The organism is Hymenobacter antarcticus (assembly GCF_039539545.1).
Taxonomy (GTDB): Bacteria; Bacteroidota; Bacteroidia; order Cytophagales; family Hymenobacteraceae; genus Hymenobacter; species Hymenobacter antarcticus.
In genome coordinates, this window is sequence record NZ_BAABDI010000023.1 from 15897 (window position 1) to 41532 (window position 25636).

The 25636-nt window shown below is 61.5% G+C and carries 21 protein-coding genes and 1 pseudogene; 9 read left to right on the forward strand and 13 right to left on the reverse strand.

All coding sequences use genetic code 11. The features are described from left to right. Positions 1–13: 13 nt before the first annotated feature. On the reverse strand, positions 14–1375 hold the full coding sequence (locus ABD819_RS15230; protein WP_345125693.1) for a sigma-54-dependent transcriptional regulator: 1362 nt from the start codon (positions 1373–1375) through the stop codon (positions 14–16). Positions 1376–1493: 118 nt separating this feature from the next. Here ABD819_RS15230 and ABD819_RS15235 point away from each other — a divergent pair, with 118 nt between their 5' ends. Further along, on the forward strand, positions 1494–2234 hold the full coding sequence (locus ABD819_RS15235) for a hypothetical protein (protein WP_345125694.1): 741 nt from the start codon (positions 1494–1496) through the stop codon (positions 2232–2234). Between the two features lie 5 nt (positions 2235–2239). Here ABD819_RS15235 and ABD819_RS15240 read toward each other — a convergent pair whose 3' ends face one another. The 7 genes from ABD819_RS15240 to pulA form a co-directional block, all read right to left on the reverse strand. After that, positions 2240–3070, reverse strand: coding sequence for an ATP-binding cassette domain-containing protein (locus ABD819_RS15240; protein ID WP_345125696.1), 831 nt, complete (start codon positions 3068–3070; stop codon positions 2240–2242). Between the two features lie 171 nt (positions 3071–3241). Continuing rightward, positions 3242–4018, reverse strand: coding sequence for an ABC transporter permease (locus ABD819_RS15245; RefSeq protein ID WP_345125698.1), 777 nt, complete (start codon positions 4016–4018; stop codon positions 3242–3244). 206 nt (positions 4019–4224) lie between these two features. Next, entirely contained in the window at positions 4225–6003 is a 1779-nt protein-coding gene (locus tag ABD819_RS15250; RefSeq protein WP_345125699.1) for an OmpA family protein, read from the reverse strand. A gap of 292 nt (positions 6004–6295) precedes the next feature. Continuing rightward, complete coding sequence (locus ABD819_RS15255; protein WP_345125700.1) at positions 6296–7285, reverse strand: hypothetical protein; 990 nt, start codon at positions 7283–7285, stop codon at positions 6296–6298. 21 nt (positions 7286–7306) lie between these two features. Next, entirely contained in the window at positions 7307–7978 is a 672-nt protein-coding gene (locus ABD819_RS15260) for a hypothetical protein (RefSeq protein ID WP_345125701.1), read from the reverse strand. 213 nt (positions 7979–8191) lie between these two features. After that, positions 8192–9160 carry a 1-phosphofructokinase family hexose kinase gene (locus tag ABD819_RS15265; protein WP_345125702.1) on the reverse strand — a complete coding sequence of 323 codons (969 nt, stop codon included), beginning with the start codon at positions 9158–9160 and terminating at the stop codon, positions 8192–8194. 145 nt (positions 9161–9305) lie between these two features. Then, positions 9306–11297 (reverse strand): type I pullulanase, encoded by a 1992-nt coding sequence (gene pulA, locus ABD819_RS15270; protein WP_345125703.1) that lies wholly within the window; start codon positions 11295–11297, stop codon positions 9306–9308. A gap of 362 nt (positions 11298–11659) precedes the next feature. Between pulA and ABD819_RS15275 the strand changes: the two genes are divergently transcribed. The 5 genes and pseudogenes from ABD819_RS15275 (at position 11660) to ABD819_RS15295 (ending at position 16924) form a co-directional block, all read left to right on the forward strand. Next, on the forward strand, positions 11660–12736 hold the full coding sequence (locus ABD819_RS15275; protein WP_345125704.1) for a sensor histidine kinase: 1077 nt from the start codon (positions 11660–11662) through the stop codon (positions 12734–12736). A gap of 181 nt (positions 12737–12917) precedes the next feature. Further along, a complete protein-coding gene (locus ABD819_RS15280; protein ID WP_345125705.1) occupies positions 12918–13655 on the forward strand; it encodes a LytR/AlgR family response regulator transcription factor in 738 nt (245 codons plus the stop codon). Positions 13656–13756: 101 nt separating this feature from the next. Then, entirely contained in the window at positions 13757–15016 is a 1260-nt protein-coding gene (locus ABD819_RS15285) for a glycosyltransferase family 4 protein (RefSeq protein WP_345125706.1), read from the forward strand. A 358-nt stretch (positions 15017–15374) separates the two neighbouring features. Next, positions 15375–16587 (forward strand): annotated as a pseudogene (locus ABD819_RS15290) (ISLre2-like element ISRsl1 family transposase). A gap of 28 nt (positions 16588–16615) precedes the next feature. Next, a complete protein-coding gene (locus ABD819_RS15295; protein ID WP_345125707.1) occupies positions 16616–16924 on the forward strand; it encodes a T9SS type A sorting domain-containing protein in 309 nt (102 codons plus the stop codon). 178 nt (positions 16925–17102) lie between these two features. Here the strand turns inward: ABD819_RS15295 and ABD819_RS15300 are convergent, their stop codons facing one another. The 4 genes from ABD819_RS15300 to ABD819_RS15315 form a co-directional block, all read right to left on the reverse strand. Then, positions 17103–17429, reverse strand: a complete 327-nt coding sequence (locus tag ABD819_RS15300; RefSeq protein WP_345125708.1) for a HesB/IscA family protein — start codon at positions 17427–17429, stop codon at positions 17103–17105. Positions 17430–17540: 111 nt separating this feature from the next. Continuing rightward, positions 17541–17933 (reverse strand): hypothetical protein, encoded by a 393-nt coding sequence (locus tag ABD819_RS15305; protein ID WP_345125709.1) that lies wholly within the window; start codon positions 17931–17933, stop codon positions 17541–17543. A 96-nt stretch (positions 17934–18029) separates the two neighbouring features. After that, entirely contained in the window at positions 18030–18440 is a 411-nt protein-coding gene (iscU, locus tag ABD819_RS15310) for a Fe-S cluster assembly scaffold IscU (RefSeq protein ID WP_046244756.1), read from the reverse strand. 109 nt (positions 18441–18549) lie between these two features. Continuing rightward, positions 18550–19764, reverse strand: a complete 1215-nt coding sequence (locus ABD819_RS15315) for an IscS subfamily cysteine desulfurase (RefSeq protein ID WP_425554013.1) — start codon at positions 19762–19764, stop codon at positions 18550–18552. Between the two features lie 209 nt (positions 19765–19973). Between ABD819_RS15315 and mce the strand changes: the two genes are divergently transcribed. The 3 genes from mce to ABD819_RS15330 all read left to right on the forward strand — a co-directional run bounded on the left by mce (position 19974) and on the right by ABD819_RS15330 (position 22726). Beyond that, positions 19974–20387, forward strand: coding sequence for a methylmalonyl-CoA epimerase (gene mce / locus ABD819_RS15320; protein ID WP_345125710.1), 414 nt, complete (start codon positions 19974–19976; stop codon positions 20385–20387). 171 nt (positions 20388–20558) lie between these two features. Next, on the forward strand, positions 20559–21131 hold the full coding sequence (locus tag ABD819_RS15325; protein WP_345125711.1) for an L-threonylcarbamoyladenylate synthase: 573 nt from the start codon (positions 20559–20561) through the stop codon (positions 21129–21131). A gap of 155 nt (positions 21132–21286) precedes the next feature. Then, on the forward strand, positions 21287–22726 hold the full coding sequence (locus tag ABD819_RS15330) for a CCA tRNA nucleotidyltransferase (RefSeq protein ID WP_345125712.1): 1440 nt from the start codon (positions 21287–21289) through the stop codon (positions 22724–22726). A 153-nt stretch (positions 22727–22879) separates the two neighbouring features. Here the strand turns inward: ABD819_RS15330 and ABD819_RS15335 are convergent, their stop codons facing one another. Then, the gene (locus ABD819_RS15335; protein WP_345125713.1) at positions 22880–25597 is read right to left on the reverse strand and encodes a PspC domain-containing protein; all 2718 of its coding nucleotides are present in this window, start codon (positions 25595–25597) and stop codon (positions 22880–22882) included. Positions 25598–25636 lie beyond the last annotated feature (39 nt).

Consider the following 25636-nt stretch of genomic DNA (forward strand, 5'->3'; position numbering starts at 1 on the left):
CTGGTTTCGCACCCTACCCCAGGCCGTACTCCTCCAATTTTCGGTACAGCGTGGTCAGCCCAATGCCCAGCCGCTTAGCCACTTCGGGCTTATTCCCTTCCAGCTCACCCATCAGCTTGCCGATGTGCCGGGCTTCCAGCGCCCGCAGGCTTTCATCGGCGGCGTCGGCACCGGGCCGCACGGGCCGGCCGAGGGCGTGGAACTCGTCGGGTAAGTAATCAGCCGACAGCATTTCCCCGGCCGGAGCCAGAATAGCCGCCCTTTCCAGCACGTTTTTCAGCTCGCGCACATTGCCGGGCCAGGGGTAGGCTTGCAGCAACTGCAGGCACTCCGGCTCCAGGCCGGGCAGGCGCTTGCTGAGCCGGGCGGCGAAGTATTGCAGGAAGTGCTGAGCCAGCGGCGGCACGTCGGCGGGCCGCTCTTTGAGCGATGGGATGAGGATGGTGAAGACCGAGAGGCGGTAGTACAAATCGGGGCGGAAGCGGCCTTCGGCGGCTTCGAGCTTGAGGTTGCGGTTGGTGGCGGCCACCAGGCGCACGTTCACCTGGGTGGGCTTGGTGTCGCCGAGCTTGGTGAACTGCTGCATCTCGAGCACCCGCAGAAACTTGGCCTGCACGTTGAGCTCCAGCTCGCCGATTTCATCCAGAAACAGGGTGCCGCCGTTGGCTTCTTCCAGCAGGCCCTTCTTGTCGGTCAGCGCCCCGGTGAAGGCCCCTTTCTTGTAGCCAAACAGCTCCGATTCGAGCAAATCCCTGGGGAAGGCGCTGCAATTGACGGCCACGAAGGCCTTGCCCTTGCGCCCGCTGGCCTGATGGATGGCCTGGGCAAACAGCTCCTTGCCGCTGCCGGTGGGACCTTCGAGCAGCACGGTAGAGTCCGTCGGCGCTACCTGCTGGGCCAGCTTCTGCACCCGCTTCAGCTCCGTGGAGTCGCCAATCATCGACTCGAAGCGGTACTGCTGGCCTACGCGGCGCTCCAGCTCGGTCACGCGCTTGCGGAGGCGGGCTTTTTCGGCGGCGCGGTCCACCACCACCACCAGCTGCTGCTCAAAATCGCCCTTGGTGAGGTAGTCGAACGCACCGAGCTTCATGGCCTTCACGCCATCGGGGATGGTGCCGTAGGCGGTGAGCAGCACCACTTCGGCCTCGGGGGCGGCGGCTTTGAGGCGGGGCAGCAGGTCGACGCCGTTGGCATCGGGCAGCTTCACGTCGCAGAGCACGAGCAGCACGTCGTCGGCGTGCTGCCGGAGCAGCTCCAGGCCGCGGGTGGCATCGGAGGCTTGCAGCACGGTATAGCCTTCCAGCTCCAGCACCTGCGCCAGCAGCTGGCGCAAGCGCGCCTCGTCGTCGATGATGAGTAGGGTACCGGTGGGCATTGGGTTGCGTTCGAAAGGCTGGATTCTTAGTATATCATTAGAGCCCTCGGCCCTGCAGCATCAAAAGTATCGGCTTGGATAGGAAGTAGCATTGCGGTGTCGCGTTTACCTTTCCATTATGTCTACTAAAGAGAGCCGTGAATTATATCTGTTAGAACGATTCCTTCCCCAGCTATTTGGGGCAAAATCCTACTCATTGTTGCAACCTGCGCCACCATTACCCGATGTGCTAATTCAGGTGGATGGAAGAAAAATCGGGATTGAAATGACTGCGCTCATTTTGAATGAACAGGCTAGAGAGAGAGAAGCAAATCAAGATGCAATTCTGATTGAAGCACAAAGAATTTTTGAGAAAAAACACCAGTTGCCACTTCAAGTCACGGTAGATTTTTTTGAAGCAGTCAACTGGAGGAATTTAGACCGGAAGTCGGTTGCTGCTCTTGTTGCCGAAGCTGTTGGAACGTGCGTATTGGAGGTAAAAGAAATGCCTCAATACCAAATTCATTTTGATGTAACAATAGACTCTTTTATCCACTCGCACATTCGGGGCATCAGCGTATTTTACTTAGATACTTTGACTCAACCCTGCTGGTCGCCAATTACAACTTTTTGGGTCCCAGACGCCCCATTCGAGAAGATTCAAGAAATAATTAACCGCAAAAACAAGAATGTGAGCGGCTACTTGGCTGGTTGTGATGAAGTATGGTTGTTGATGCTCGAAACTGGTAGTCCGTCTTCTTCCTTTCATAGATTTGAAAAATTGCAAGAACTCGCGTTTGCAAGTGCATTTACACGAACATTAATTGGCCGAGTTTCGAAAGGAGAACTACTGACACTACCAACAAAATCTTTGACGTAAATTAATTAACTCCCCCGAATCTCCTCCTTAATCTCGGCCACGAACTGGGCGAATTCGGGTTCGGCTTCGACATCGGGGTGCCAGGCGAGGCCGAGCTGGGCCAGGTTGTACTGGTGGCGGGGGCAGATGGTGGCGCCGGGCAGGAACTGGCCGCTGTCGTCGCGCTCGCGGCCCAGCAGCCAGAGGCGGTCGGCCAGGGCGGTGGTGGTCACGAGGTCGTGCGAGACGATGACGACGGTGTTCAGCTCGTCCATGGTCGTTACTTCGACGATGAGGCGTTTCACCTCGTCAATCATGGCCACGTCGAGGCCGGAGAAGGGCTCATCGAGCAGGATGAGGTGCTCGGAGCAGAGCAGCTGCTGGGCGATGGCCGCCCGCTGCCGCTGCCCGCCCGAGAGCTGGGCCGGGTACTTCTTGCGGTGCGGCGCGAGGCAGAACCGCTCCAGGTAGGTTTCGACGTGCTGGCGGGCGGCCTCGGGGGCGTACTTGCGCTGGGCGGCCACCAGCAGGTTGTCGAAGAGGGTGCGGTGGTCGAACAGCGGGTAGCGCTGCTGCACGAAGCCCACCATGCCGGCCCGCACGGGCTGCTGGGCGAGGCCCACTTCCACGGTGCCGCTGCTGGGGGCCATGAGCCCCGCCATGATGCGGCACAGGACCGACTTGCCGATGCCCGAGCGGCCGTAGAAGCCCAGAATCTGGCCCTGGGTCATGTTGGGTCGGATTACGTCGAGGATTTGGGCGTTGATATCGCGCAGGATGGGCTCGCCGTGGAAGGACATGGAGATATTGTCCAGGGTGAGGATGGGGCCGTGGTAGGCGTGGGTGTGGGCGGTCATGGGTGGTTTCGTTCTCACGCTCACCTCACCCCCCCGGCCCCCTCTCCTGCGGAGAGGGGGAGCCGAGGCGGCGCGGGTGGCGTTGGGCCGTTTTTTTGATGTTGACTGATTGAAAATCCTGCCGTGGCTCCCCCTCTCCGCGGGAGAGGGGGCCGGGGGGTGAGGTGAACGTTAAGCGGTTGTGCCCAGCGCCGAGTAAGGAAAAAACACCCGCCGCAGCAGCACAAACACATAATCCTGCGCCGCCCCGGTCGCCAGAATCACCAGCTGAATAGCCAGCACCCCATCCAGATGCAGATACCGGTTCTGCTTATACAGCAGCAGGCCAATGCCCCCTTCAGACTGATAGAGCGTTTCCACGAGCGTAATCATGGTCCAGATGATGGCGAAGTTCTGGCGCACCACTTCGAGCATTTCGTCCAGTTTGCCCAGCACTACTACTTCGTAGAAGCTGCGCCACTCGCCCATGCCCAGGGTGCGGGCGTGGTCCATTTCTTCCTGCGTGGTGGTCAGAATCACGCTCGTCATGCCCGTGACCAGGTACACCGTAGCCCCGAAAATGAGCACCGAGAGCTTGACCTGATGGCCGGAGCTGACCATGAGGGCCATGAAAAAGGTGAGGCCGGTGAGGGTGAGGTAGCGCATCTTGCTGGCCGCGTAGGCAATGGGCCGGAAGAAGGGCAGCGCCGTGAGGTAGGAAATGCCCAGCGCCAGCACCGTGGCCACGGCCAGGGCTTGCAGGGCCGTGGTCATGCTGGCCCACAGCTCCTGCACGAGGCCCTGGCTGGTGATGAGGTCGCCGAGCGAACGGAATACCTCGCCCAGACTGGGGAACAGCTGCATGGGGTAAAATAGCCACAGCAATAGCAGCAGGGCCACTTGCGCCACTACCATCGTGGTGAATACCAGGCGGGCGGGCTGGGCGTTGGGGGCGAATAGGGTTTTCATGGGGGAAGGGGATGAGGCGGTCAAACTCCCCTCCTTACCAAGGAGGGGACGTTGAGCCGCAGGCTCAACTGGGGTGGTTGGGGCGTATGAGCCGCCAGGGGTGGTGCGGTGGGCATCGTTCGGGTGTCGTTCAACGAATCAAACCACCCCCGTTCTCGCCTTTGGCTCGAACATCCCCTCCTTTTCCAAGGAGGGGAGTTGTCGTTCTAATTCCCCAGTACCACTTCCACGCGGCGGTTTTTGGCCTTGCCCACCGGGGTGGTATTGCTGGCCATCGGCTCGCTGGCGCCGTGGGCGTACACCTGCACGCGGCCGTCGGGGAAGGCGCTGCGGCTCTTGGCTTCGAGCCAGCGCTCCACGGCCATGGCGCGGTCTTCGGAGAGCTGCTGGTTCTTTTGCGGGTCGCCGGCGTTGTCGGTGTGGCCGTGCACGGCTACTTTGAGGCGGCCGGCCACCACGAGGTCATCAAATAGCTGTTTCAATTCCTTTTCAGCCATCGGGGTGAAGCTGCTCTGGCCGCTGTTGAACTCGATGTTCCAGGCCCGCTTGCTCACGCTCTGGCGGATTTCGTCGCCGGCGGCAAACTGCTGGGTTTCGGCCGGGGCCACGGCTTTGCCTTTGTATTGCTGCTGGAGTTTCTTGAGGGGCGTCAGGTCCAGCATTTGGGCCAGCGGCACGTAGCTGGGCAGCTCTTTGGGGTAAAGCTTGCTTTGCACGTCGCCGAAGGTTTTGTACACTGCCGCGTAGATGTTGGTGCCACCCTCGTCGAGGCCAAAGAGGCTCAGGTTGTCGCTGAAGTTGAAGGCTTTGCTGCCGCCCAGCTCCACCACCTCGCCGTTGCGGTCGGCCTCGCTCACGCCCTTGTAGTACTTCAGCCAGTAGGCGCCGGGCTTGTCCTGGTCGCCGTACACGGTGGCCGAAATGTCGGCGGCGCGGGCCAGGGCTTCGGGGTGCGATTTCACCTGGTCGCCGGCCACGGCCAGGCCCGTCATCAGGCCCAGTACTTCTTTGGGGTGGGCGTCGTACCAGCGCTTGGTGGTCACCATGATGTTGGGCATCTGGTTCGAATAGTCCTTGGTGCTCACGATGTTGACGAGGCCGCCGCGCTGCTTGGCGATGTTCACGTCGCCGGGCGTCCAGGTGGCCACGGCATCGGCCACTACGTCCACCTTCACGCCGGTGTTTTTGCCGTTCACCACTTTGGTGCGGGCCTCGGGCTTGCCGAGGATATATTTCTCGGCAGCTACCAGGAAGTCGCTGGCGGCCATGAAGTTCACGGCTTCGGGGTCGTAGGTCGTCTCGTCGGGGTTCACTTTCAGGCCGTTGTCGGCGCACCATTTCAGGGCGATGTTCTGGTCGCCGTCGCGCAGGTAGCAGGCCACCGTTTTGCCCAGAGCGAGCTTGGGGTTATCCAGCCATTCTTTCGGACCCATCAGCTTATCCTCACCAAAGCTTTTACCCATGCTGTAGGGGATGATTTGCAGCTGCGTGCCGACCTTTTTGAGCTGTTCCTGCACCGCCGAGAAGCCGGGCAGGCCGTCGCCCATGATGCTCACAATCAGGCCCGGCGTTTCGGGGTTGTTTTGCAGGTCGAGGGCGTTTTTCACCAGGTCGGCCTGCATCTTGCTCACGTCGTCCTGCCGCACAATCTGCAGGTCGAGGCCATTGGCGGCCAGGGCTGAGCCCATGGTGCTGCGAGGGCCGCCGTTGGCCAGCATGCCGGCCATCTGGCTGTTCCAGGCCATCACTTCCCACACCACCGGCGTGCCCTTATCGGCCGGGGCCGTGCCGGGCAGCTGCGCCAGCGGCACCACGATGTTGGCCCGGTTGCCGCCGGTGGTGGCGGGCAGCTCAATCGAGTTCAGCAGTACCGACTGCGTGTCGGCTTTTTTAAATACGGCCCCGCTGGAAACCAGCTTGTTGATGCCGAAGTACAGGGCCGTCACGAGGATAAGGCCGATGAGAAATTTACCGCGAGTTGTCATTTTAGTAAGGGCAAAAGAGGGGTGGTGCGCCCTTTTTGGGCACAAGGGTTTTTCGGTTTTTGGGGGAGTGATTAGTAGCTGTCCGTCTGCTTGGCCGTCACGCCGAGCGTAGCCGAGGCATCTCGCTTGGGTGCCCAGAACGGTCATGCTGAGCTTGTCGAAGCATCTCTACCGCTTAGTTGGAACGTCATTGATTACTACCACACGCGAGATGCTTCGGCTACGCTCAGCATGACGTTCTGTTGGGGTGTGATGACCCAGCAGGCCCACCACATAGTAGGCCAGCAAAAAGCTAATCAAGCAGGCTAGAATAGGCATCATCAGAGGCTTTTTTGGTGGCTAGAATACTTTGCTGCGCTTGTGGCTTTTCGTTGAGCACGGCGTTGAAATCGCCTTTCTGGTATTTCTCCAGCAGACGCTGGCCCTTCTCGCTCATCACGCCGTTCTGGATGTCCATTTCCTTCACGAACTCCTGCGAGTAGCGCATGGCCTGCTTGATTTGACCGAGCTGCTGGGCCATGTCCTGGGCCACGCGGTCGGTGGCCAGGTCGAAGAAGTACTTCTTGTCGGGGTCGCCGCGCAGGATGTTCATGGCCGCCCGCATGCCCGAGCTGGTGCGTTTCACCAGCTGGTATTCGTCCTTCAGCAGGCCTACTTTGAACTTGCTGCCGTCAATCTGACGCAGGGCGGCTTTCAGAATCTGGCGCATCACCACCGTCACGTTGGCTGTGGTGGTGGCCATGGGCTGCAGGCGACGGTTGTAGTCTTCGAGCTGGGCGGCGCGCGAGGCGTAGGCTTCGGAAGCATCCTTTTCGCCCTGGCGGGTGGCCGAGTCGGCCAGGGCCAGGTACTCCTTCATCTGAGCTGTGTTGTCGGCCAGCTTGCGCTTCACCAGCTCGTGCGCGCCTTCGATGTGGCCCACCTCGGCGTCCATCTTGCGGGCTTCCTTCTCGGTGTTCGAGATGTAGTCCTCCATGATGCCGATGGGGTCGGTGTTGACGAAAATACCGGCGGCCGTGCGCAGAATGCGCTGCCCGGCGTACCACAGCCCGGCATGAATCCGCTTGTTGGTCAGCACTAAAAACAGCACAAACAGCACGCCCAGGCCAATGCCCAGCTTCACGGTGTCGAACACCATGTCGACCAGAAAGGGCAGGATGCGGCCCCAGAAGTACACTGCCGTGCCCGCCAGGCCGGCCAGGAAAAACCAGCCGGCGACTTTCTCGGGCTGCTGCCACTTGGGCAGGTCAGAATCGGAATTAAGGGTTGGGAGCGTGTTCATTTTCGTAAGGTTTTGGAATGGTTAGCGGGTAGGAGTGGATGCCAGGAATGATTGCGCCGCCTGGCGGTGGGCCTGCAGCTCGGCGGCGGTAGCCGCGTTGGCCAGCTCGTAGGATGCCAGCGCGCCCTGGGTCTTCTGGTGTTCGGCCTGGGCCTGCTGCTGGATTTCGCGCAGCTGCTGGTTTTTCTGGCTGAGCTGCTCGGTGAGGGCGGCCACGTCGGCCTGCAGCTGGGTTTCCTGCTTTTGCAACTGCACCAGCGGGCTGGGGGGGGCTTGCGGATTGGCACTTTCGCCCAGCTTTTCGCGGTGGCGCTGGAGCACCTGGGCGCGGTCGTCGGTCAGCTTCTGAGCCAGCGCATCGGCCGAGGCCAGGAGGGCGGGCTGGTCCACGCCGGTGAGGGCAGCGAAGGCGTTGAAAGCCGTTTGGTAGAGCAGCGGGCCGGTGAGGCCGCTGCCGGCCATGCTGGTCACCATTTTGGTGTAGGCCCCGAAATCCTTGCCATCGCCGGCCAGCAGCCTGGCGATGTGGTCGAGGTGGCGCGGCTCGGCCTGGGCGACGAGCGGCCCCGTGCCGGCCGGCAGCGGGGCCGCCGGAGCGGCGGGCGTCAGGCCCGGCGCGGGGGCGGCAGCCGTTTCGTCTTCTTCAATGAAGAAGCCTTTGGCGGCTTTGGTAAGGTTATCGAGAATGGCCATGGCAGCAGGTGTTTGGTGACGGATACCCAATGCCAATACCAGTGCCGATTCAGTGATTACCGTGAGTTATTTTTGATGATAGATTGATTAATAGGGTGTTAATTAAAAATCCCCGCCCGGCACAAGGCCGGGCGGGGATGGATTTTTTCAGAATGGAAAGGCTGAATTTTCAAATCAGCAAGGGAAAGGCATCAGCCGGTGGTGAGGTGGACGTCAGGACGCGAGGTTTCCCGCCGCCACTTCGCGTGGCATCGCCCGCAGCAGCCACTGAAATAGCCGCTCCGCATCTTCCTTATGAAACAGCTCGGTGCCGAAATTCATGGTGGCAGCCGTGCCGCAGGCTACGCCCATGCGCACGGCCTCGCGCACCGACTGGCCCTGGCAGAGCGCGAACACCATGCCGGCCACCATGCTGTCGCCGGCACCCACGGTGCTGTTTTTTTTCACGGCGGGGGCCGATATATGTTCCACCACATCGCGGGTGACGAGGCAGGCCCCGGCCGCGCCCAGCGACACCACCACGATTTCGCACTTGCCCCGCGCGATAATGGCCTGGGCGGCGGCAGCGGCCGATTCGCTGTCCAGCGCCTCCACGCCGGCCAGCTTGCTCAGCTCGCCCAGGTTCGGTTTAATCAGGTAGGCGCCTTCTTCCACGGCGCAGCGCAGGGCTTCATCGGAGGTATCGACCACCAGCTTGGCCCCGGCCTGGCGGGCCCAGCGGGCTATTTCGCCCATGAATTCGGGCGGCACACCCTGGGGCAGACTGCCGCTGGCCACCAGCATGTCGGGTACGGGGTTGAGGGCGGCCAAGGTGGCCAGAACCTGGGCTTGCTCAGCGGCGGTGAGGGTAGTGCCGGGCATGCCGAAGCGGAATTGCTGGTTGCTGGCGGCCTCCACTACGGTGAAGTTTTCGCGGGTCCAGTCGGCCGTGGGTACTGGGCAGCAGGCGATGCCCTCGCGGGCCACCAAATGTTGCAGCACTTCGCCGGGCGGGCCGCCAGCCGTGAATACGGCTTGTGCATCGAGGCCCAGCCGCTTCAGGCCCCGGGCTACGTTGATGCCACCCCCGCCGGGCTCCACCTTGGGCGGGTCGCACTTAAGCTTTTGCTCGGCCACCAGTTTGGGCACGGACGTGCTTTTGTCGATGGCCGGATTCAGGGTGAGGGTGACGACGGTTTTCATGGTGGAGAATGGAATTGGTCTGGTCTGACCGCCCTAGGCGGTCCGACCGGTTGAAGTGAGAACGGTAGGTATAACAACAAGAATGAGCGTCATAACAACGACAATCGGTCAGACCGCCTAGGGCGGTCAGACCGGCGCAATGGTGCTACTGCACCAGGACTAAGGCGGAGTTGCCAGATACCTGAACGCCGCTAGTTACTTCCAGTACGTCGAGGCCGTCTTCGTTGAGCTGGTTGCCGCGCAGCACCACCTTATACGTGCCACGGGGCAAAGAAACCCCAGTTGCCGACTTGCTGCCGTTGAAAATGACGGTGATATTTTCCCATGCGTCACCGCCAGCGTGGTCTTTCAACTGATAGGCAATTGACCCAGGTCGGGTAGGCAGGAACTCCAAGTGCTGCTGAATGAGCCCGGCGGTGGGCAGGCGGAAGGCGGGATGGGCGCGGCGCAGGGCAATGAGGCGGCGGTAGAAATCATACACCTGCGCATATTTCGCCTTGCGGCTCCAGTCGATTTGGTTCACGCTATCGGGCAGGTTGTAGGAGTTGTGTGCGCCGCCCTTGGTACGCAGAAACTCGTCGCCAACCGGCAGAAACGGGATGCCCTGCGAGGTGAATACAATGGTATTGCTGAGCAAATCCATCTTAATCAGCGTGTCTTCCGACACGTTGGGATTCGAGACGTGGAGCTTGTCCCAGAGCACCATATCGTCGTGGCAGGCCACGTAGTTGATGGCCTGGGCGGGGGAGCTGGCCCAGGGCGCTTTCGAGTAGTTCACCTTGGCATAATCAAGCTGCGGGTGCTGGGTGGCGGCCACGATGCCGAATTTCACGCTCTCCTCCAGGCCGGGCTGGCCACTGGCGAAGCCGGGTTCGGTCTGGCGGGCGTAGTGGCCCTTCACGCCGTCGCGCAGCTCATCGCCGAAGGCCGCGATGCGGTCGAGCTTCATCATATTGCCTTTGAGGGCGCGGCGGGGGTCGGGCAGGGGCGAGGGGCCGGCGGTCCAGCCCTCGCCATACACGAAAATGCTGTGGTCCTGCTGGTCGAGCGCAATGCGCACGGCGCGCATGGTCTCGATGTCGAGCACGCCCATCAGGTCGAACCGGAAGCCGTCGGCGTGGTATTCGCGGGCCCAGTGCGCCACCGATTCCACGATGAGCTTGCGCACCATGGGCCGCTCGGAGGCGATTTCGTTGCCGCAGGCGGTGGCGTTGCTCAGGCGGCCGTCGGGGTTTTGGCGGTAGTAGTAGCCGGGCACCAGCTGCTCGAAATTGCTGCGGGCGGCATCGGCGGTGTGGTTGTACACCACATCGAGTACCACGCACAGGCCCGCGCCGTGCAGGTTTTCCACCATCTGCTTGAACTCGCGGATGCGGGCGGCGGGGTCGGCGGCGTTGGTGGAGTAGCTGCCTTCGGGCACCGAGTAGTGGAGCGGGTCGTAGCCCCAGTTGTAGCGGTTGGCGCGGGCGGGCGCGGCTTCGTCGATTGAGGCAAAGTCGTTGGTGGGCAGCAGGTGGACGTGGGTCAGACCCAGCTCCACGAGGTGGTCGAGGCCGGTGCTCAGCACGCCGCCGGGGCCGCGGGTGCTGGTTTGGGCCAGGCCCAGGTACTTGCCCTTCTCCCGAATGCCCGACTGCGGGTGCATGCTGAGGTCGCGCAGGTGCACTTCGCCAATCACGATATCGGTGGCCTGTTTCAGGGCCGGGCGCAGGTCGTCGGGCCAGCCGGGGGGCTGGGCGGTGGCGGGGTTGAGCACGGCCCCGCGCACGCCGTTGATGCCGACGGCATGCGCATACGGGTCGGCTACTTCGGCCAGGGCTTTGCCGCCGATGGTGGCCTGCACGGTGTAGAAGCCGGTGGTGCCGGCGGGCAGGGCGTAGGTCCAGGTGCCGCCTTCGGCCTTGGCCATGGCGTGGGTGGAGGTGGGGATGCCACCGGTGCCGGCTACGTAGAGGCGCAGGCGCAGCGCCTCGGCGGTGGGGGCCCACACGCGCAGGGTGGCCTGGGGGCCGCGCCAGGTCAGGCCCAGGTCGGGGCCGAGGTAGGTGGGGTAAGTGGAATAATCGGGCAGGGGCGGGGCCGCCGGGGTAGGCGTGGGGGCAAGCAGCACAAGCAACAGCAGTAGCGGGCGAATCATGGGGGCAAAGGTCGGGCGGCAGAACGACAAACTCCCCTCCTTTTTTAAGGAGGGGATATTTCAGCAACGCTGAAATTGGGGTGGTCGCACTCGTTGAACGACACCCGACCGGTATCCTGCTAATGGTATGAGATGCCTTACTTGTTCATCGTTCAACGCCCACCCTCCGGTGGCACCACCCCGGTTCAGCCTTGCGACTGAACATCTCCTCTCTGGTAAGGAAGAGTTGCCGTTCGCCTTTGCAGGCCTTGCCCCAACCGATAAAACTCTCCCCGCCGTCGATACAATTCCCCGGGCGGTCGGTTTGGAAGCGGCTGGTTCGCCGGGCTCCGCTATGTTTGCCTGTAACGGTTTCCTGCTCCATGACTTTGACCACTCCCCGTCGCTACCTCTCGCCGCTGATTCATGTGCTGGTGTGGGGCTTGTTCGGGCTCACGTTTTTGCTGTTTCAACCGCTCACCGGGCGGCTCACCATGCCGCCGCAGTTCTGGCTGAAGCAGGGCCTGATGTTTATCGTCTGGGTTTCGGTGTTTTACCTCACGGCCAGGGTTACGGTGCCCCGGCTGTTGTTTCAGGGCCGCAACGAGTGGTTTGTGTTGGCGCTGTTCGGGACCACCGTGGCCGTGCTGCTGTTCAGCAAGTTCCTGGAGATGACGCTGGACCTGCCCGCCCTGATTGACAAAGCGTTTATGGAGGTGACCGGGCGGCCCCGGCTGCCCCGCTCGGGTTTCCGCCTCGACACCATGGGCCTGCTCACCACCCTATTCGTGCTGGGCATCAGCACCAGCATCACGGTGGTGCAGAAGTGGCAGAACGATGCCCGGATGCGCCAGACCTTGGAGCAGCAGCGCGTGTCGTCCGAGCTGTCGGTGCTCAAGGCCCAAATCAACCCGCACTTCTTCTTCAATACCCTCAACAACATCTACGCCCTCACGCTGCTCGACGGCGAGCAGGCCCGCGAGGCCATTCACCGGCTCTCGCGCATGATGCGCTACGTGCTCTACGACACGGCCAGCGGCCCCACGCTGCTCAGCCAGGAAATTGCCTTCGTGCAGGACTACATCAACTTGATGCAGCTCCGGCTCGACGACCGGGTTACGGTCACCTTCGAGCGGCCCGCGCCCGGCCACGACGTGCCCGTGGCCCCCATGCTGCTGCTGCCCTTCCTCGAAAACGCCTTTAAGCACGGCGTGGCGGCCACCGAGGCCAGCCGCATTTTCGTGGCCATCCGCCAGCCCACGCCCGATGTGGTGGAGCTCGAAGTGCGCAACTCCCTGCTGCCGCTGCCCTCCACCGACCTGGCCGGCAGCAACGGCATTGGCCTGGCCAACACCCGCCGCCGCCTCGATTTGCTCTACCCCGGCCAGTTCACGCTGCTGGTCGACAACCACACGCCCGCCAATGAATTCCGGGTTCACCTCACGTTGAATGTAGGGTAGGAGGGTGAGTTTTTAGGGTAGGAGGGTGTGGGGGTAGGAGGGTAGGAGTTGTTATTGGTTTATTATTTTCTGCCCTCATACCCCATACCCCCACACCTCATACCCCCATACCCCCATACCCCCATACCCCCATACCCTCCTACCCTCCTACCCTAAAAGTCCACCCTCCTACCCTAAAAAAATGTCCCCCCTCAAAACCATTGCCGTTGACGACGAGCCGCTGGCCTTGGGTCTGGTGGCGTCCTTCGTGCAGAAAACGCCATTTCTGGAGCTGGTGGGCAAGTTTGGCAGTGCCGTGGAAGCCCTGAAGTACCTGCATGCGCACCCCGGCACCGTCGACCTGGCCTTTCTCGATATTCAGATGCAGGAGCTCAACGGCCTGGAGCTGGCCCGGGTGCTGGGCCCGGCTGGGCCGCGCGTCGTTTTCACCACCGCCTTCAGCCAGTACGCCCTGGAGGGCTACCGCGTCGATGCCCTCGATTACCTCGTCAAGCCCTTCAACTACGAGGAGTTTCTGCGGGCCGCCGGCAAGGCCCGCGCCTACGCCGAGCTCACCGCCCAGCACGCCGGCGCCCCCATCACCACCGGCCCCGAGGAAGAAGAATACCTTTTCCTGAAGGCCGAATACCAGCTGGTGCGCGTGGCCTTCAGCGACATTCTCTACGTAGAGGGCCTCAAGGATTACATCAAGGTTCACCTCAAAAGCGCGCCCCGCGCCCTGCTCTCGCTCATGAGCCTCAAGGCGATGGAGGAAAAGCTGCCCGCCCGGCGTTTCATGCGTATCCACCGCTCATTCATCGTGGCGCTCGATAAGATTGAGGCCGTGCGCCGCCTCACCGTGCAGATTGGGGCCGTCACCATCCCCGTCGGCGACCAGTACAAAGACGCGTTTCTACAGTTTCTCAGCCGCTGGAGTTAAGGCAACGGCGCGCTGAAAAGTCATCCGCATCTGGCGTTCGCACTAAACTTTCTCGCTTTCTACCCCTCCAATGCCCTCCGCACATCCTGTTTCCCTGAGCTATGCACCCATTCACCTCTCCCGGGAGTCCCATTCCCAGCCTGGCTTCCAGTAAGCAGGAGGCAACTCCCCAGCTGGGCGTGCTCTGCCTCTCCGGCAGCCTGGGCGGGCTGGAGCTGAACAGCCTGAAATTTGCCAGCTGGATGCGGGAGCGCGGCTGGCGCGTCACCTTCTTCGCGCCGGCCGCCACGCCGCTGGCCCAGTGGGCCGAAGACTGGCTGGTGCCCCTCGAAACCCCGGCCGTGCGCCGGGGGCTGGCCATGCCGCTCCTGGCCTGGGCGCTGAAGCAGCAGGTAGAACGCCTGCGCATCGACGTGCTGGTGGTGACGCAGAACAAGGACCTGGCCCTGGCCACGCTGGTTAAAAGCCTGCTGGGTGGCCGCCTGCGCATTATTTATCAGCAGCACATGCAGCTGGGGCGGCCCAAGCGCAGCCTGGTCCATACGCTGCGCTTCCGCCTCGTCGATGCCTGGCTGACGCCCTTGCCCGGCCTGGCCCGCGAAGTCACGCGCCTCACCCGCTTTGCCGCCGAGCGCCTGCACGTGGTGCCGCTGGGGCTGCCCATCGAGCAGTTTGCCCCGCCCACCCGCACGGCCGCCCAGGCCCGCCACGAGCTGGCCCTGCCCGCCACGGGCCGCCTGCTGGGCATTCTGGGTCGGTTCGATGACGGCAAGGGCCAGGATTTCGTCATCGACACTCTCCACCACCTGCGCCAGGAGATGGGCCACGACGTCGGCCTCGTGCTGATGGGCGAGCCCACCCGCAACGAGGGCGACGACTACCTGCACCACCTGCAGCGGCAGGTGGCCCGGCTGGGCCTGTCCGCCTACGTTCACTTCCGGGGCTTCCGCGCCGACCCCGCGGTGTTCTACCAGGCCATCGACGTATTCGTGCTGGCCTCCGAGAATGAAACCTACGGCATGGTCACCCTCGAAGCCCTGGCGGCCGGGGTGCCCGTGGTGGCCACCGCCACCGGCGGCACCCTCGAGCTTGTCACCCACGACCAGACCGGCCTGCTCTACCCGCACCGCGATGTGGCCGCCTGCGCCCGCGCCGTGCGCCACACCCTGGCCAACCCCGCCGCCACCGCCCAGCGCGTGGCCCGCGCCCGCCTCGAAAGCCGGCGCTATTCGCACCACCGCCAGTGCGCCCTCACCGAAGCCGTGATTCGGGGCCTGGAGCCCGTGGCCAGCCGGGCCGCCGGGCATCCGGCCGCGCCCGGGGCCACCCCGGCCGCGTTCTCGTCTGCGCCACCGCGCTAGTTATTGCCCGTTTCCCCGGGTTCAAGTCCTGTCGTTTCGGGGCCGGCCGGGCGGCCGGGCCGGGGCCACCCACCCAGCCGCTTCGCCGCTGCTGGCTGCCCTGGCCCACGCCGCCCCCGGCCCGCAATAGCAGGCACCAAAAAGAAAGCCTCCGCAACCGTGGAGGCTTTCTTTTTGGTGCCTGCTGGAAGCCGGGCCTGTATTGAAGTCGTCGGGCCGGGATAAGTGCTTAATTGGCAGTCGATGTGCCCTTTCTACAGCGGGTAGGGGGATATAATGATTTAGTAATTCTGGCTGGCCAGAAGTGTGTTTGCCTGGGTGCAATTCAAATTGTCGCGGCGTATTGGTAACTTGTGTCATGCCGACCTCCCCCACCACCGCCATGAGCAAAGCCGAATATCTCGCCTTGGCCGAGCAGAAATACAACGATTTGCAGGCCCTTGGGACCGCGCCGACTTTCTACGATTACGAGAAGTCGTTTGAAGCCATCTGGCTGGAATTGGGCCGTCAAGTGCTTGAGCGCAATATGGGCCCCGTGCCAGACGACCGGCGTAAAAAAAAAGATGATGACGCGCTTTGGCCAAATCCAAATAGCAAATAGTGAGGTCTTTAGCGCGCACCCAAACGGGTTTGGCATCAGCCCCTACCTCCAGGAGAAGCTTATTTTTTTAGGGCAATCCGAGGTCTACCAACAGGCTGCCGCCTTGACCGAAACCCTGCTGGGGGTGCCCGTAGGGGCCAGTCAGATTGACCGGCTCACGCGCTTTTACGGGAAGGCCATCGCCGATGACCTGGACCAGGTTCCGGCTTGCCCGGCCCCTGAAGCCGCCCCGGCGGGCATCGTCTATGCGCAGGCCGACGGGGCGATGCTGCTCACCAACTAGGGGTACAAGGAAGCCAAGTTGGGCCGCATTTTTGCCGCGATGGCCTTGCAAACGAGCGTGGTCGAGGAGCGCGGCGGGCACATTGCCGCGTCTGTTTTTGTGGGCCATCTGGGGACTGCAGCCGCGTTTGGGGACAAATTTGCCGCGCAACTCGCCCCCTACAAAGACCATGGGCGCGAACTGGTCTTTCTCAGCGATGGGGCCATTTGGCTGCGCCAGTTCATCGAAAAAACCTGTCCACAGGCCACACTGATTTTGGACTTCTACCATGCCATGGAACACATTGGCCAGGCCGGCAAGGCGTGTTGGGGGAGCGGAAAAGCGGCTTCCGGCTGGTTTAAATAACAGCGCAAGGTACTGATTAACAGCAAATTATACCAAGTTTTAGTCCATCTAAAGCAGCTCTCCATCGCCCCGGCCCTGTGCGAGTCGGTCTGTGCTTACCTCGAAGCCAACCGCGACCGGATGGATTACAAAGCCTCCCGCAAACGCGGCTTGTTGATTTGCTCGGGTGCCATTGAGGCCGCCCACCGCACGGTGATGCAACGCCGCATGAAGCGGGCGGGCCAACGCTGGGGCAAAAACGGCGCCCAACGCGTCTTGACCCTGCGCGTCTGCGCCATGAGTAACCGATGGCAATTGGTACGACAGCAAATTGAACCCTTCAATCCCGCAAGAGAGGCCTAGCGACAATTTGAATTGCACCCAGGCTGCCTTGCTTTATTATCGCCTGCGCCAGGTGGACCGCGACGGCACGTTCACCTTCTCGCCGGTAGCCACGGTGGTCGGCAGCGGCGTAGCTAAAGTGCTGCTCTTTCCAAACCCCGCGCACAGCTCCATCAGCTTCCTGGCCGCTGAGGCCACGCCCTACCGCGTGCTCAACCAGCTGGGTCAGTCCTTGCTGACGGGTACTGCCGAAGCCGGCTCACCCAGCATCAACATCGAGAAGCTGAGCCCCGGCCTCTACTTCCTGGAACTGCAGACCGCTACCGGCCGCATGGTGCAGAAGTTCGAGAAACAATAAATCACGGATTACGCGGATTTTAGCGGATTTCGCGGATTTTGTAGGCGATTATTTTTTCGCCACCTTATTCAACAAAACAAAAAGGCTTGCCAAATGGCAAGCCTTTTTTGATGATAATGCCCGGTCGGTAGTCGCCTACAAAATCCGCGAAATCCGCTAAAGTCCGCGTAATCCGTGATTAGACGGAGAAGCTTTCGCCGCAGCCGCACTCGCGCGAGGCGTTGGGATTGCTGAACTGGAAACCCTTGCCGTTGAGGCCATCGGAGAAATCCAGCTCGGTGCCGGCCAAGTAGAGAAAGCTCTTCATGTCGACCACCACGCGCACGCCCTTGTCCTCAAACTCCTGGTCCATGGGCCGCACCTCGTTGTCGAAGTCCAGCTTGTAGCTCAGGCCCGAGCAGCCGCCGCCGGCTACCGAGGCGCGCAGGCGAAACGTGTCGTCGAGGTTGGCGTCCTGAATCAGACGCGATACTTTTTCCTTGGCTTTATCCGAAACGGTAATCATGGCGGTAGGAGTGGTGCTTGCTCAACCAGCAAATAGGTTAATGAGCACGCAATTTAGACACATTATAAACAAGCGCGTGTGTCGCAAGGTTCACGCGCCGCCTCGGTGCCGTCAGGAGCTGGGGTTCAAGACCACGCTGAACACGGTAATCGTGTTCAAATCGCGGCCGAAATAGAGCTTGTCCAGCGCCTCGTACACGTTGTGAGCGCGGAAGTAGGAAGTGTGTAACTCCTTGTCGCCGTGAGCGCGCCATTGCACGGTGTATGGGCTTTCGTTATCACGGTAGCCGCGCACGTAAGCCAGCATCTTCTCCAGGCATTCTGCCTTGTCGCGGCCGGTTTCATAGCGAAACAAAAAGCTCTGCTGGTGCCGGGGACTCACCGTGATGAGGTCCAGCCGGGCCAATCCGTCCAACTCCCGAAACTCAAAGCGCAGTTGCTCGGCTTCCAGGCCGAGGTACTGCTGAATCTCGCGTTCCAGGCGCGCGGTTTCAAATTCGTCCATCAGGGGGTAAATTAAAAATTGAGAACTAAAAATTAAAAATGTTGGCGTTGACCGACATTTTTAATTTTTAATTCTCAATTTTTAATTGTCTTTGAATTAGTGGTGAGCCAGTTCCAGCGCGGGCAGGCCATTCTTCACGCGGTAATCCGAGATGGCCGACTTGATGGCATCCTCAGCCAGTACCGAGCAGTGGATTTTCACGGGCGGCAGGGCCAGCTCTTCCACAATCTCCATATTGTCGATGGCTAGGGCCTCGTCGATGGATTTGCCCTTGAGCCACTCCGTGGCCAGTGACGACGATGCGATGGCCGAGCCGCAGCCGAACGTCTTGAACTTCGCGTCGGTGATGGTGTTGGTGGCTTCGTCCACCTCAATTTGCAGGCGCATTACGTCGCCGCACTCGGGTGCGCCCACGAGGCCGGTGCCTACGTTCTTCTTGCTTTTATCTAGCGTACCCACGTTGCGGGGGTTGCTGTAGTGGTCGATTACCTTATCGGAATAAGCCATGGCTTTTTTGAATTAAGAATTAAAAATTAAGAATTAAAAATTGAGTTCTAACGCAAATGGGTCAAGCCATTTTTAATTATTAATTCTCAATTTTTAACTAAGGCGAAGCCTAGTGTTCGGCCCACTCGATTTTGCTCAAATCGATGCCTTCCTGGAACATCTCCCACAGGGGCGACATTTCGCGGAGCTTGGTTACGGCCTCTTTTACGTGGCCGATGGCGTAATCGATTTGCTCGTTGGTGGTGAAGCGGCTCAGGCCGAAGCGCAGGCTGCTGTGGGCCAGGTCGTCGCTCAGGCCCAGGGCCTTGAGTACGTAGCTAGGCTCCAACGAGGCCGAAGTGCAGGCCGAACCCGACGAAACCGCCAGGTCTTTCACGCCCATCATCAGGCCTTCGCCTTCCACGTATTTGAAGCTGATGTTGGTGACGTGCGGCAGGCGGTGCTCAATCGAGCCGTTTACGTACGTTTCCTCCATCGTCATCAGCTCTTTTTCGAGGCGGTCGCGCATCACGCTCAGGCGAGCGGTGTCGGCGTCCATTTCGAGGCGAGCCAACTCGCAGGCCTTGCCCAGGCCCACAATGCCAGGCACGTTGAGGGTGCCCGAGCGCATGCCGCGCTCGTGGCCGCCACCGTCCATCTGGGCGGTCACTTTCACCCGGGGGTTCTTGCGGCGCACGTAGAGCGCACCCACGCCCTTGGGGCCGTACATTTTGTGAGCCGTGAAGGCCATGATGTCGATGCCGTCGGCAATGACATCAACCGGGATTTTACCCACGGCCTGGGTGCCATCGGTCATGAACAAGGCACCGTGGCTGTGCGCAATGCGGGTGATTTCACGGATGTTATTTATCGTGCCCGTCTCGTTGTTGCCGTACATGATGCTGACCAGGATGGTTTCCGGCGTCATGGCAGCTTCCAGCTCTTCCAGGCTGATGAGGCCCTGCTCGTCCACGGCCAGGTAGGTCACGCGGCCACCCAGCTTCTCAATGTGCTTGCAGGTATCGAGCACGGCTTTGTGCTCGGTGGTACAGGTGATGACGTGGTTGCCCTTCTGGCTATACATCTCAAACACCCCCTTGATACCCAGGTTGTCTGACTCGGTAGCGCCCGAAGTGAAAATGATTTCTTTCGGGTCGCAATTGATGAGCTTGGCGATTTGCTCGCGGGCGTAGTCCACGCCTTCCTCGGCGGCCCAGCCGAAGGGGTGGTTGCGCGAAGCCGCATTGCCGAACACGTCGGTCAGATAAGGCATCATGGTCTCCAATACCCGCGGGTCAAGCGGCGTGGTGGCGTTGTTATCGAGGTAAATAGGGAGCTTCAGCATTGCGCGTAGCGGGATAGCAAAAAGTTAAACCAGTGAATCGTTGGTCGGTGTTAGAACACGGTTCGGGGGCAATCAGTTTTCTTTGGCCTCACAAAAGTAGACACAATCTAAATAAGGATATGCTCTACCCGCCGGCAGCGGTCCAAAATTCCTGGTAAATCAGGCTTCTTTGCCCGGTCAGTGCCATTTCTGCCCATCCATTCCATCCAATGATTACCAACCTCGAACACCTCGGCCTGGCCGTACACGACCTCGAAGCCGCCACGGCTCTCTACACCAACTTGCTCGGCGCGGCTCCTTACAAAAAGGAACATGTAGCCAGTGAGGCCGTGGACACGGTCTTTTTCCAGGTTGGCGGCTCCAAGATTGAGCTTCTGGCCGGCACCTCGCCGGATAGCGCCATCACGAAGTTCCTGGCTAAAAAGCCCGAGGGTATTCATCACGTCGCATTTGAGGTGGATGATATCCGGGCCGAGATGGCGCGACTGAAAGGGGAGGGCTTCGTATTACTAAATGAAGAGCCCAAGCGCGGGGCCGATAATAAGCTGGTGTGCTTTATACACCCCAAAAGCGCCGCCGGTGTATTGGTGGAGCTCTGCCAATCGCTGATTAGCGCTGATTAACCGTGATTTCGCTGATTCTTCACCAACCCTCATGTCATCGTTACTGGTGGAAGATTGGCAGTCCGGCTAAAAAAAAGCGCTATTCAGCACCCATCAATTCAATAATTCAGAACCGTGTTGCCCAGTAAAAAAAAGCAGCAAAATCACGGTTAATCAGCGTCAATCAGCGATATGAAATTCCTCCGTCAAGAAGTAGATGCCGCCGTGGATGCCCTGCTGCTTCAGCAAGTCATTCTTTATCCCACCGATACCGTGTGGGGCCTGGGCTGCGATGCCGAAGCACCGCCCGCCGTGCAGGAGCTGTATAAGCTGAAGGGCCGGCCGGAAGGCCAGCCCGGCATCGTGCTGGTGGCCGATTTGGCGATGCTGAAGCGCTATGTCGCCGAAGTGCCGGCCGAGCTGGAGGCGTTGCTGGCCGCCGATACGCGGCCCACTACGTACATTTTGCCGGCCAGTCGGGCCGTGGCCCCGGCACTGGTGGCGCCCGACGGTACGGTGGGCCTGCGGGTGGTGAAGGACGAGTTTTGCTTTAAAGTAGTGCGCCGGCTGGGGCACGGGCTGGTGTCGACGTCGGCCAATAAGGCGGGCGAGCCAACCCCGGCGGTGTACTCGGAAATTGACCCGGCGATACTGCGCGGGGCCGACCACGTGGCGAACTGGCGGCAGGACGATGCCACGCGCACCGCGCCTTCGCGGGTGGTGCGGCTGGGGGTCGGCGGGCAGGTGGAAGTAGTGCGGGAGTAGCAGAACGTGTACCCCGAAATTTCATTTCGGCTCCCCCAGAACGTGTACCCCGAAATTTCATTTCGGCTCCCCAGAACGACAACGGCCGGACGTTCCGGCGGCCGAAATGAAATTTCGGGGTACACGTTCTGGTGCCAGCGCCGAACTTTGCACCCATGAAGACGCCTGAACTGCCCGAGCTGCCCATTTTCCGGACCATTGCCGCCGCCGCGGCCGAGCTGAAGCAGCCGGCCTACGTGATTGGCGGCTACGTGCGCGATTTGGCGTTGGGCCGCGCCAGCAAGGATATCGACGTGGTGACGGTGGGCGACGGCATTGCGCTGGCGCAGGCCGTGGGCGCGAAACTGCCGGGCCGCGGCCGGGTGCAGGTGTTCAAGAACTTCGGCACGGCCATGCTGCCAACCAAGGAAGCCGGCGACATCGAGTTTGTGGGAGCCCGCAAGGAAAGCTACCGCGCCGACAGCCGCAAGCCCGAGGTGCAGGCCGGCACGCTGGAAGAGGATTTGGCCCGGCGCGACTTCACCATCAATGCCCTGGGCCTGAGTTTGAACCCCGAAGATTTCGGGGCGCTCGTGGACCGCTACGAGGGCATGAAGGACCTGGCCAGCAAAACCATTCGCACGCCGCTGGGGCCGGATGTGACGTTCTCCGACGACCCACTGCGGATGATGCGGGCCGTGCGCTTCGCCTCGCAGCTGGGCTTTGATATTGAGCCCGACACGTTCGATGCAATCATTCGGAATAAGGACCGGATAAAAATCGTGTCGCAGGAGCGGATTACCATCGAGCTGAACAAGATTATCGAGTCGCCCACGCCGAGCTACGGCTTCAAGCTGCTCTTTCAAACCGGGCTTTTGCAGCTCATCTTTCCGAAGATGGCGCTGCTGCACGGCGTGGAAAAAGTGGGCACCCATGCCCACAAAGACAATTTCTACCACACCCTGCAAGTGCTGGATAACGTGGCTGCCGCCGGCGGCGACCTGTGGCTGCGCTGGGCCGCCGTGCTGCACGACATCGCCAAGCCCGCCACCAAGCGCTACTTCCCCAAAGTGGGCTGGACGTTTCACGGCCACGAGGACAAAGGGGCGCGCTGGGTGCCGGGCATCTTCACGGAGCTGAAACTGCCGCTGGGCGAGGAAATGCGCATGGTGCAGAAACTGGTGAAGCTGCACCTGCGCCCCATCGCGCTGGTGAAGGAAACCGTGACCGACTCGGCCGTGCGCCGCCTGCTGTTCGAAGCCGGCGACGACATTGACCGCCTCATGCTGCTGTGCCGGGCCGACATTACCAGCAAGGACCACGAGCGCAAGGCCCGCTACCTGCGCAATTTTGGCGAGGTGGAAGAAAAGTTGAAGGAGGTGGAAGAAAAAGACCACCTGCGCAGCTTTCGGCCCGTCATTACCGGCGAAATCATCATGGAAACCTTCGGGCTGAAACCCTCGCGGCAAGTGGGCGAGCTGAAGGAAGCCGTGATGGAGGCCATTCTGGAAGGCACCATTAAAAACGAAATGGAGCCAGCCCTGGCCTTCCTGTTGCAGCAGGGAGGGGCTATGGGACTGGCTCCGGAAGGAGGCCTCGTTCACTCACCAAACTAAGCCTGACTTCTTTTTTCTCTCGCAAGATAGACGCAGGTATACGGATAACATTGCCCACGGATTAATTAATCCGATAAATAGGGAGGCAGAAGCTGAGCACAAGTAGCAGAGCTGCCTGTCAGCTACTTATCGGCCGCTTTGGCTGCTTGTTTTTTACAGGCGCTTGATGCTGGAAGGGCCGGTGGCATCGAGCTTCACGCGGGCGGGCTGGCCGCTGTAGGCCACTTCGCTGGCGCCCACGGCATCGCCTTCCAGGCTTTCGGTCACGTTGAGGCGGGCCTTGCACACGCCGGCAATGGATACTTTGCTGTTCCGGGTTTTGAGGTTGGCTCCGGCCAGCTCGCAGGCACCGGCGGCGTCCAGGTCGAGGTTGTCGGCGTTGCCGGTGGCGGTGGTGCGGCAGGCACCGGCCTGCTCCAGCTTCAGGGTGCCGTAGCTGCCATTGAGGCGCAGGTGGCTGGCGCCGGTCTGCTCCACGCGCAGCTCGTCCTGGCGTTCGAAGCCGCCGAGGTCGGCGTGCACGGCCCCGGCCAGCTCCAGGCGGCTCACGCTGGGCATTTCGATGCGGATGAGCACCCGGCGCTGCTTGCGGTTCCAGTCGCCGCCAAAGAAGCTGGTGCTGCTGCGGGGGCGAATCTGCAGCTCGTCGCCATCGCGCTCCACGCGCATATCTTTCAGGGCTTTGTCGTCGCCGCCAGCCTCTATTTTGAAGGAGTCGCCGCGGCGCACCACCACCCGGTAGCCGCCGGCCACGCTCACCCGCGAGAACCCGGTTTCCTCAAACGTGCGGCGGGCGCTGCCGTAGCTGCCCAGGTCGGTATCGAAGGACGGGGCCCCGCCGTAGTTGAGCGAGAGGCCGCTGCTGTTGGCGCGGTCGTTGCCGTCGGCATCCTCGTCGCTGTTGTCGCTGTCGGCATTGTCGTCGTCGTCGCTGTCAATATTGATGTTCACATTGCCATCGTTCTCGTCGTCGCGGCCCAGCTGTTCGGCGGTGCAGCCGATGCACTCCAGCTTGTTGCCGCGCAGCTGGTAGCGGTGCTGCGCGGGGTCTTCTGGGCGGCGGTTGCCCACAAAGTCGTCGTCATCAAGCAGGTTATAAGCAAAGTCCCGGCTCATGCGGAAGGTGCGGTCGCGGGGCAGGCGAATGGTGAGGGCTAGGTCCTGCTTGCGGAACGAAGCGCCGGGCAGGAAGGAGAAATGGTCGTCGAACACCAGCGAGGAATCGCCGCTGGGGCGCACCGTGTAGTCGATGGTAGTGAGGGCGGTGCGGCGGGCTACCTCTTCGCTGGGGCCTTTGGCACCCAGCGTGCGCAGCACTTCCACGGTTTTGCCGCTGTCGGCGGCGGCCAGACGCACATTCACGCGCTGGTCCCATTCGCGGTCTACGTGGCGGGAGTCCAGCATCAGCACGGGCGTGGTGAGGGCGGGGTAGCGCTCCAGCTGTTCTACTTCGGCATTGTACTGGTACTGGCGGCTCTGGCGGGCAATGGTCATGGTCAGGCCAACGACGCTCAGTAGCCACAGGCCCAGCAGCGACAAGCTCACGGTGCGGGGCACCAGGGTGCGCTTAAAAAGCAGGTTGAGTCCGCCCAGCAGCATCCACAGGGCCGGAATGCCGGCGGCCAGGAACCCGGCCAGCAGACCCCAGGCCGGAATCCCGTTGAGCAGCACGTGGGCGGGTACGTCGCCGGCCACGATGTTTTCAGAGTTTGGAATCAGGCCAATGCCCGCGCCCAGCATGATGGCCAGCATCAGCAGCAGCGAGAAGCCGCCAATTGTGAGCAGCACGCCGGCCGCAATGCGAATGGCTGAGCCCACAAAGTTCACCAGCGGCTGCAGGCCGCGGGCCGCATCCTCTACAAAAGCGCCCACCGGGCGGTTGGTGGTGGTAGGGCCATCGGCGAAAGCATTGTTGCGCACGCTGCTATCGAAGCTTTCGAGGGTCATGGCGTCGCCGCGCATCCGGAGCTTGTCCGAAACCGTTTTGGCCTCGGGCAAGACTATCCAGAGAATGACGTAGAGCAGGAAGGTGAAGCCGCCCGCAAAGAGGCCGGCCAGCAATACCACCCGCACCAGGGTCACATCAATGTTGAAGTAGGCGGCCAGGCCGGCGGCTACCCCGGCTACTTTGCCCGTGCCGGTATCGCGAAACAAGCGGCGGCCGGCCAGCGGACCCGAGTTCAGCAGGGCCTCCGGATGGGCGGGGGCATCGTAGCGCTTGGGCAGTACAATCCAGAGTACGATGTAGCCCAGCACGGCCCAGCTGCCCAGCTGTAGGTTGAAGCGGAAGTCGCCGTCTTCGAGGATGCGCCACACGGCGGGCGACAGAAGGGCCGTGACCACGAAGCCCAGGCGAATCCAGAGGGGATTTACGGCGAAGTATTGGGCAATGCCGGCGGCTACGCCCGCAATCTTGCGGTTGGCCATGTCGCGGTACAGCCGCTTGGGTTCGGCTGAAGCACCTGCTGCCGCCGCGCCGGGGCCGAAAGGACCTTTGGAACCAAAAGTGCCCTCGGGGCCAAAAGGACCTTTGGTGCCGAAAGCGCCCTCGGGACCAAACGTGCTGCCGCTTGCGGCGGGCTCGGTGGCTTCATCGTCCTCGTCGGCATCGGGGGCGAAGTCGCTCACCCGGCCCATCTTGGCGGTCATGGCCTGCACGTCTTCCAGCGAAATAACCTGCTGGGTAGGGGAGAGGCGGGCCGAAAACAGCTCGGCGATGCGGCCTTCGATGTCGGCTACGATGTCTTCGTGGCCGCGATAGTTGGCAAAGTGGGCTTTCACCTCGGCCAGATAGCGGCTGAGGACGTCGAAGCCATCTTCCTCGATGTGGAAGATGATGCCCTGCAAATTGATGCTGATGTTCTTTTTCATGTGAAAGAAGGCCGAACGGGCCGATTGAATGCTGGTGAG

What these genes read in the sequence shown, in the direction of transcription:
- ABD819_RS15325 (WP_345125711.1), top strand. Translation starts at nt 20,559, where the DNA reads ATGAAATTCCTCCGTCAAGAAGTAGATGCCGCCGTGGATGCCCTGCTG.
- ABD819_RS15335 (WP_345125713.1), bottom strand. Translation starts at nt 25,597, where the DNA reads ATGAAAAAGAACATCAGCATCAATTTGCAGGGCATCATCTTCCACATC.
- ABD819_RS15265 (WP_345125702.1), bottom strand. Translation starts at nt 9,160, where the DNA reads ATGAAAACCGTCGTCACCCTCACCCTGAATCCGGCCATCGACAAAAGC.
- ABD819_RS15230 (WP_345125693.1), bottom strand. Translation starts at nt 1,375, where the DNA reads ATGCCCACCGGTACCCTACTCATCATCGACGACGAGGCGCGCTTGCGC.
- ABD819_RS15235 (WP_345125694.1), top strand. Translation starts at nt 1,494, where the DNA reads ATGTCTACTAAAGAGAGCCGTGAATTATATCTGTTAGAACGATTCCTT.
- ABD819_RS15275 (WP_345125704.1), top strand. Translation starts at nt 11,660, where the DNA reads ATGACTTTGACCACTCCCCGTCGCTACCTCTCGCCGCTGATTCATGTG.
- pulA (WP_345125703.1), bottom strand. Translation starts at nt 11,297, where the DNA reads ATGATTCGCCCGCTACTGCTGTTGCTTGTGCTGCTTGCCCCCACGCCT.
- ABD819_RS15315 (WP_425554013.1), bottom strand. Translation starts at nt 19,764, where the DNA reads ATGCTGAAGCTCCCTATTTACCTCGATAACAACGCCACCACGCCGCTT.
- ABD819_RS15255 (WP_345125700.1), bottom strand. Translation starts at nt 7,285, where the DNA reads ATGAACACGCTCCCAACCCTTAATTCCGATTCTGACCTGCCCAAGTGG.
- ABD819_RS15245 (WP_345125698.1), bottom strand. Translation starts at nt 4,018, where the DNA reads ATGAAAACCCTATTCGCCCCCAACGCCCAGCCCGCCCGCCTGGTATTC.
- ABD819_RS15260 (WP_345125701.1), bottom strand. Translation starts at nt 7,978, where the DNA reads ATGGCCATTCTCGATAACCTTACCAAAGCCGCCAAAGGCTTCTTCATT.
- mce (WP_345125710.1), top strand. Translation starts at nt 19,974, where the DNA reads ATGATTACCAACCTCGAACACCTCGGCCTGGCCGTACACGACCTCGAA.
- ABD819_RS15300 (WP_345125708.1), bottom strand. Translation starts at nt 17,429, where the DNA reads ATGATTACCGTTTCGGATAAAGCCAAGGAAAAAGTATCGCGTCTGATT.
- ABD819_RS15305 (WP_345125709.1), bottom strand. Translation starts at nt 17,933, where the DNA reads ATGGACGAATTTGAAACCGCGCGCCTGGAACGCGAGATTCAGCAGTAC.
- ABD819_RS15285 (WP_345125706.1), top strand. Translation starts at nt 13,757, where the DNA reads ATGCACCCATTCACCTCTCCCGGGAGTCCCATTCCCAGCCTGGCTTCC.
- ABD819_RS15240 (WP_345125696.1), bottom strand. Translation starts at nt 3,070, where the DNA reads ATGACCGCCCACACCCACGCCTACCACGGCCCCATCCTCACCCTGGAC.
- ABD819_RS15250 (WP_345125699.1), bottom strand. Translation starts at nt 6,003, where the DNA reads ATGACAACTCGCGGTAAATTTCTCATCGGCCTTATCCTCGTGACGGCC.
- ABD819_RS15280 (WP_345125705.1), top strand. Translation starts at nt 12,918, where the DNA reads ATGTCCCCCCTCAAAACCATTGCCGTTGACGACGAGCCGCTGGCCTTG.
- iscU (WP_046244756.1), bottom strand. Translation starts at nt 18,440, where the DNA reads ATGGCTTATTCCGATAAGGTAATCGACCACTACAGCAACCCCCGCAAC.
- ABD819_RS15330 (WP_345125712.1), top strand. Translation starts at nt 21,287, where the DNA reads ATGAAGACGCCTGAACTGCCCGAGCTGCCCATTTTCCGGACCATTGCC.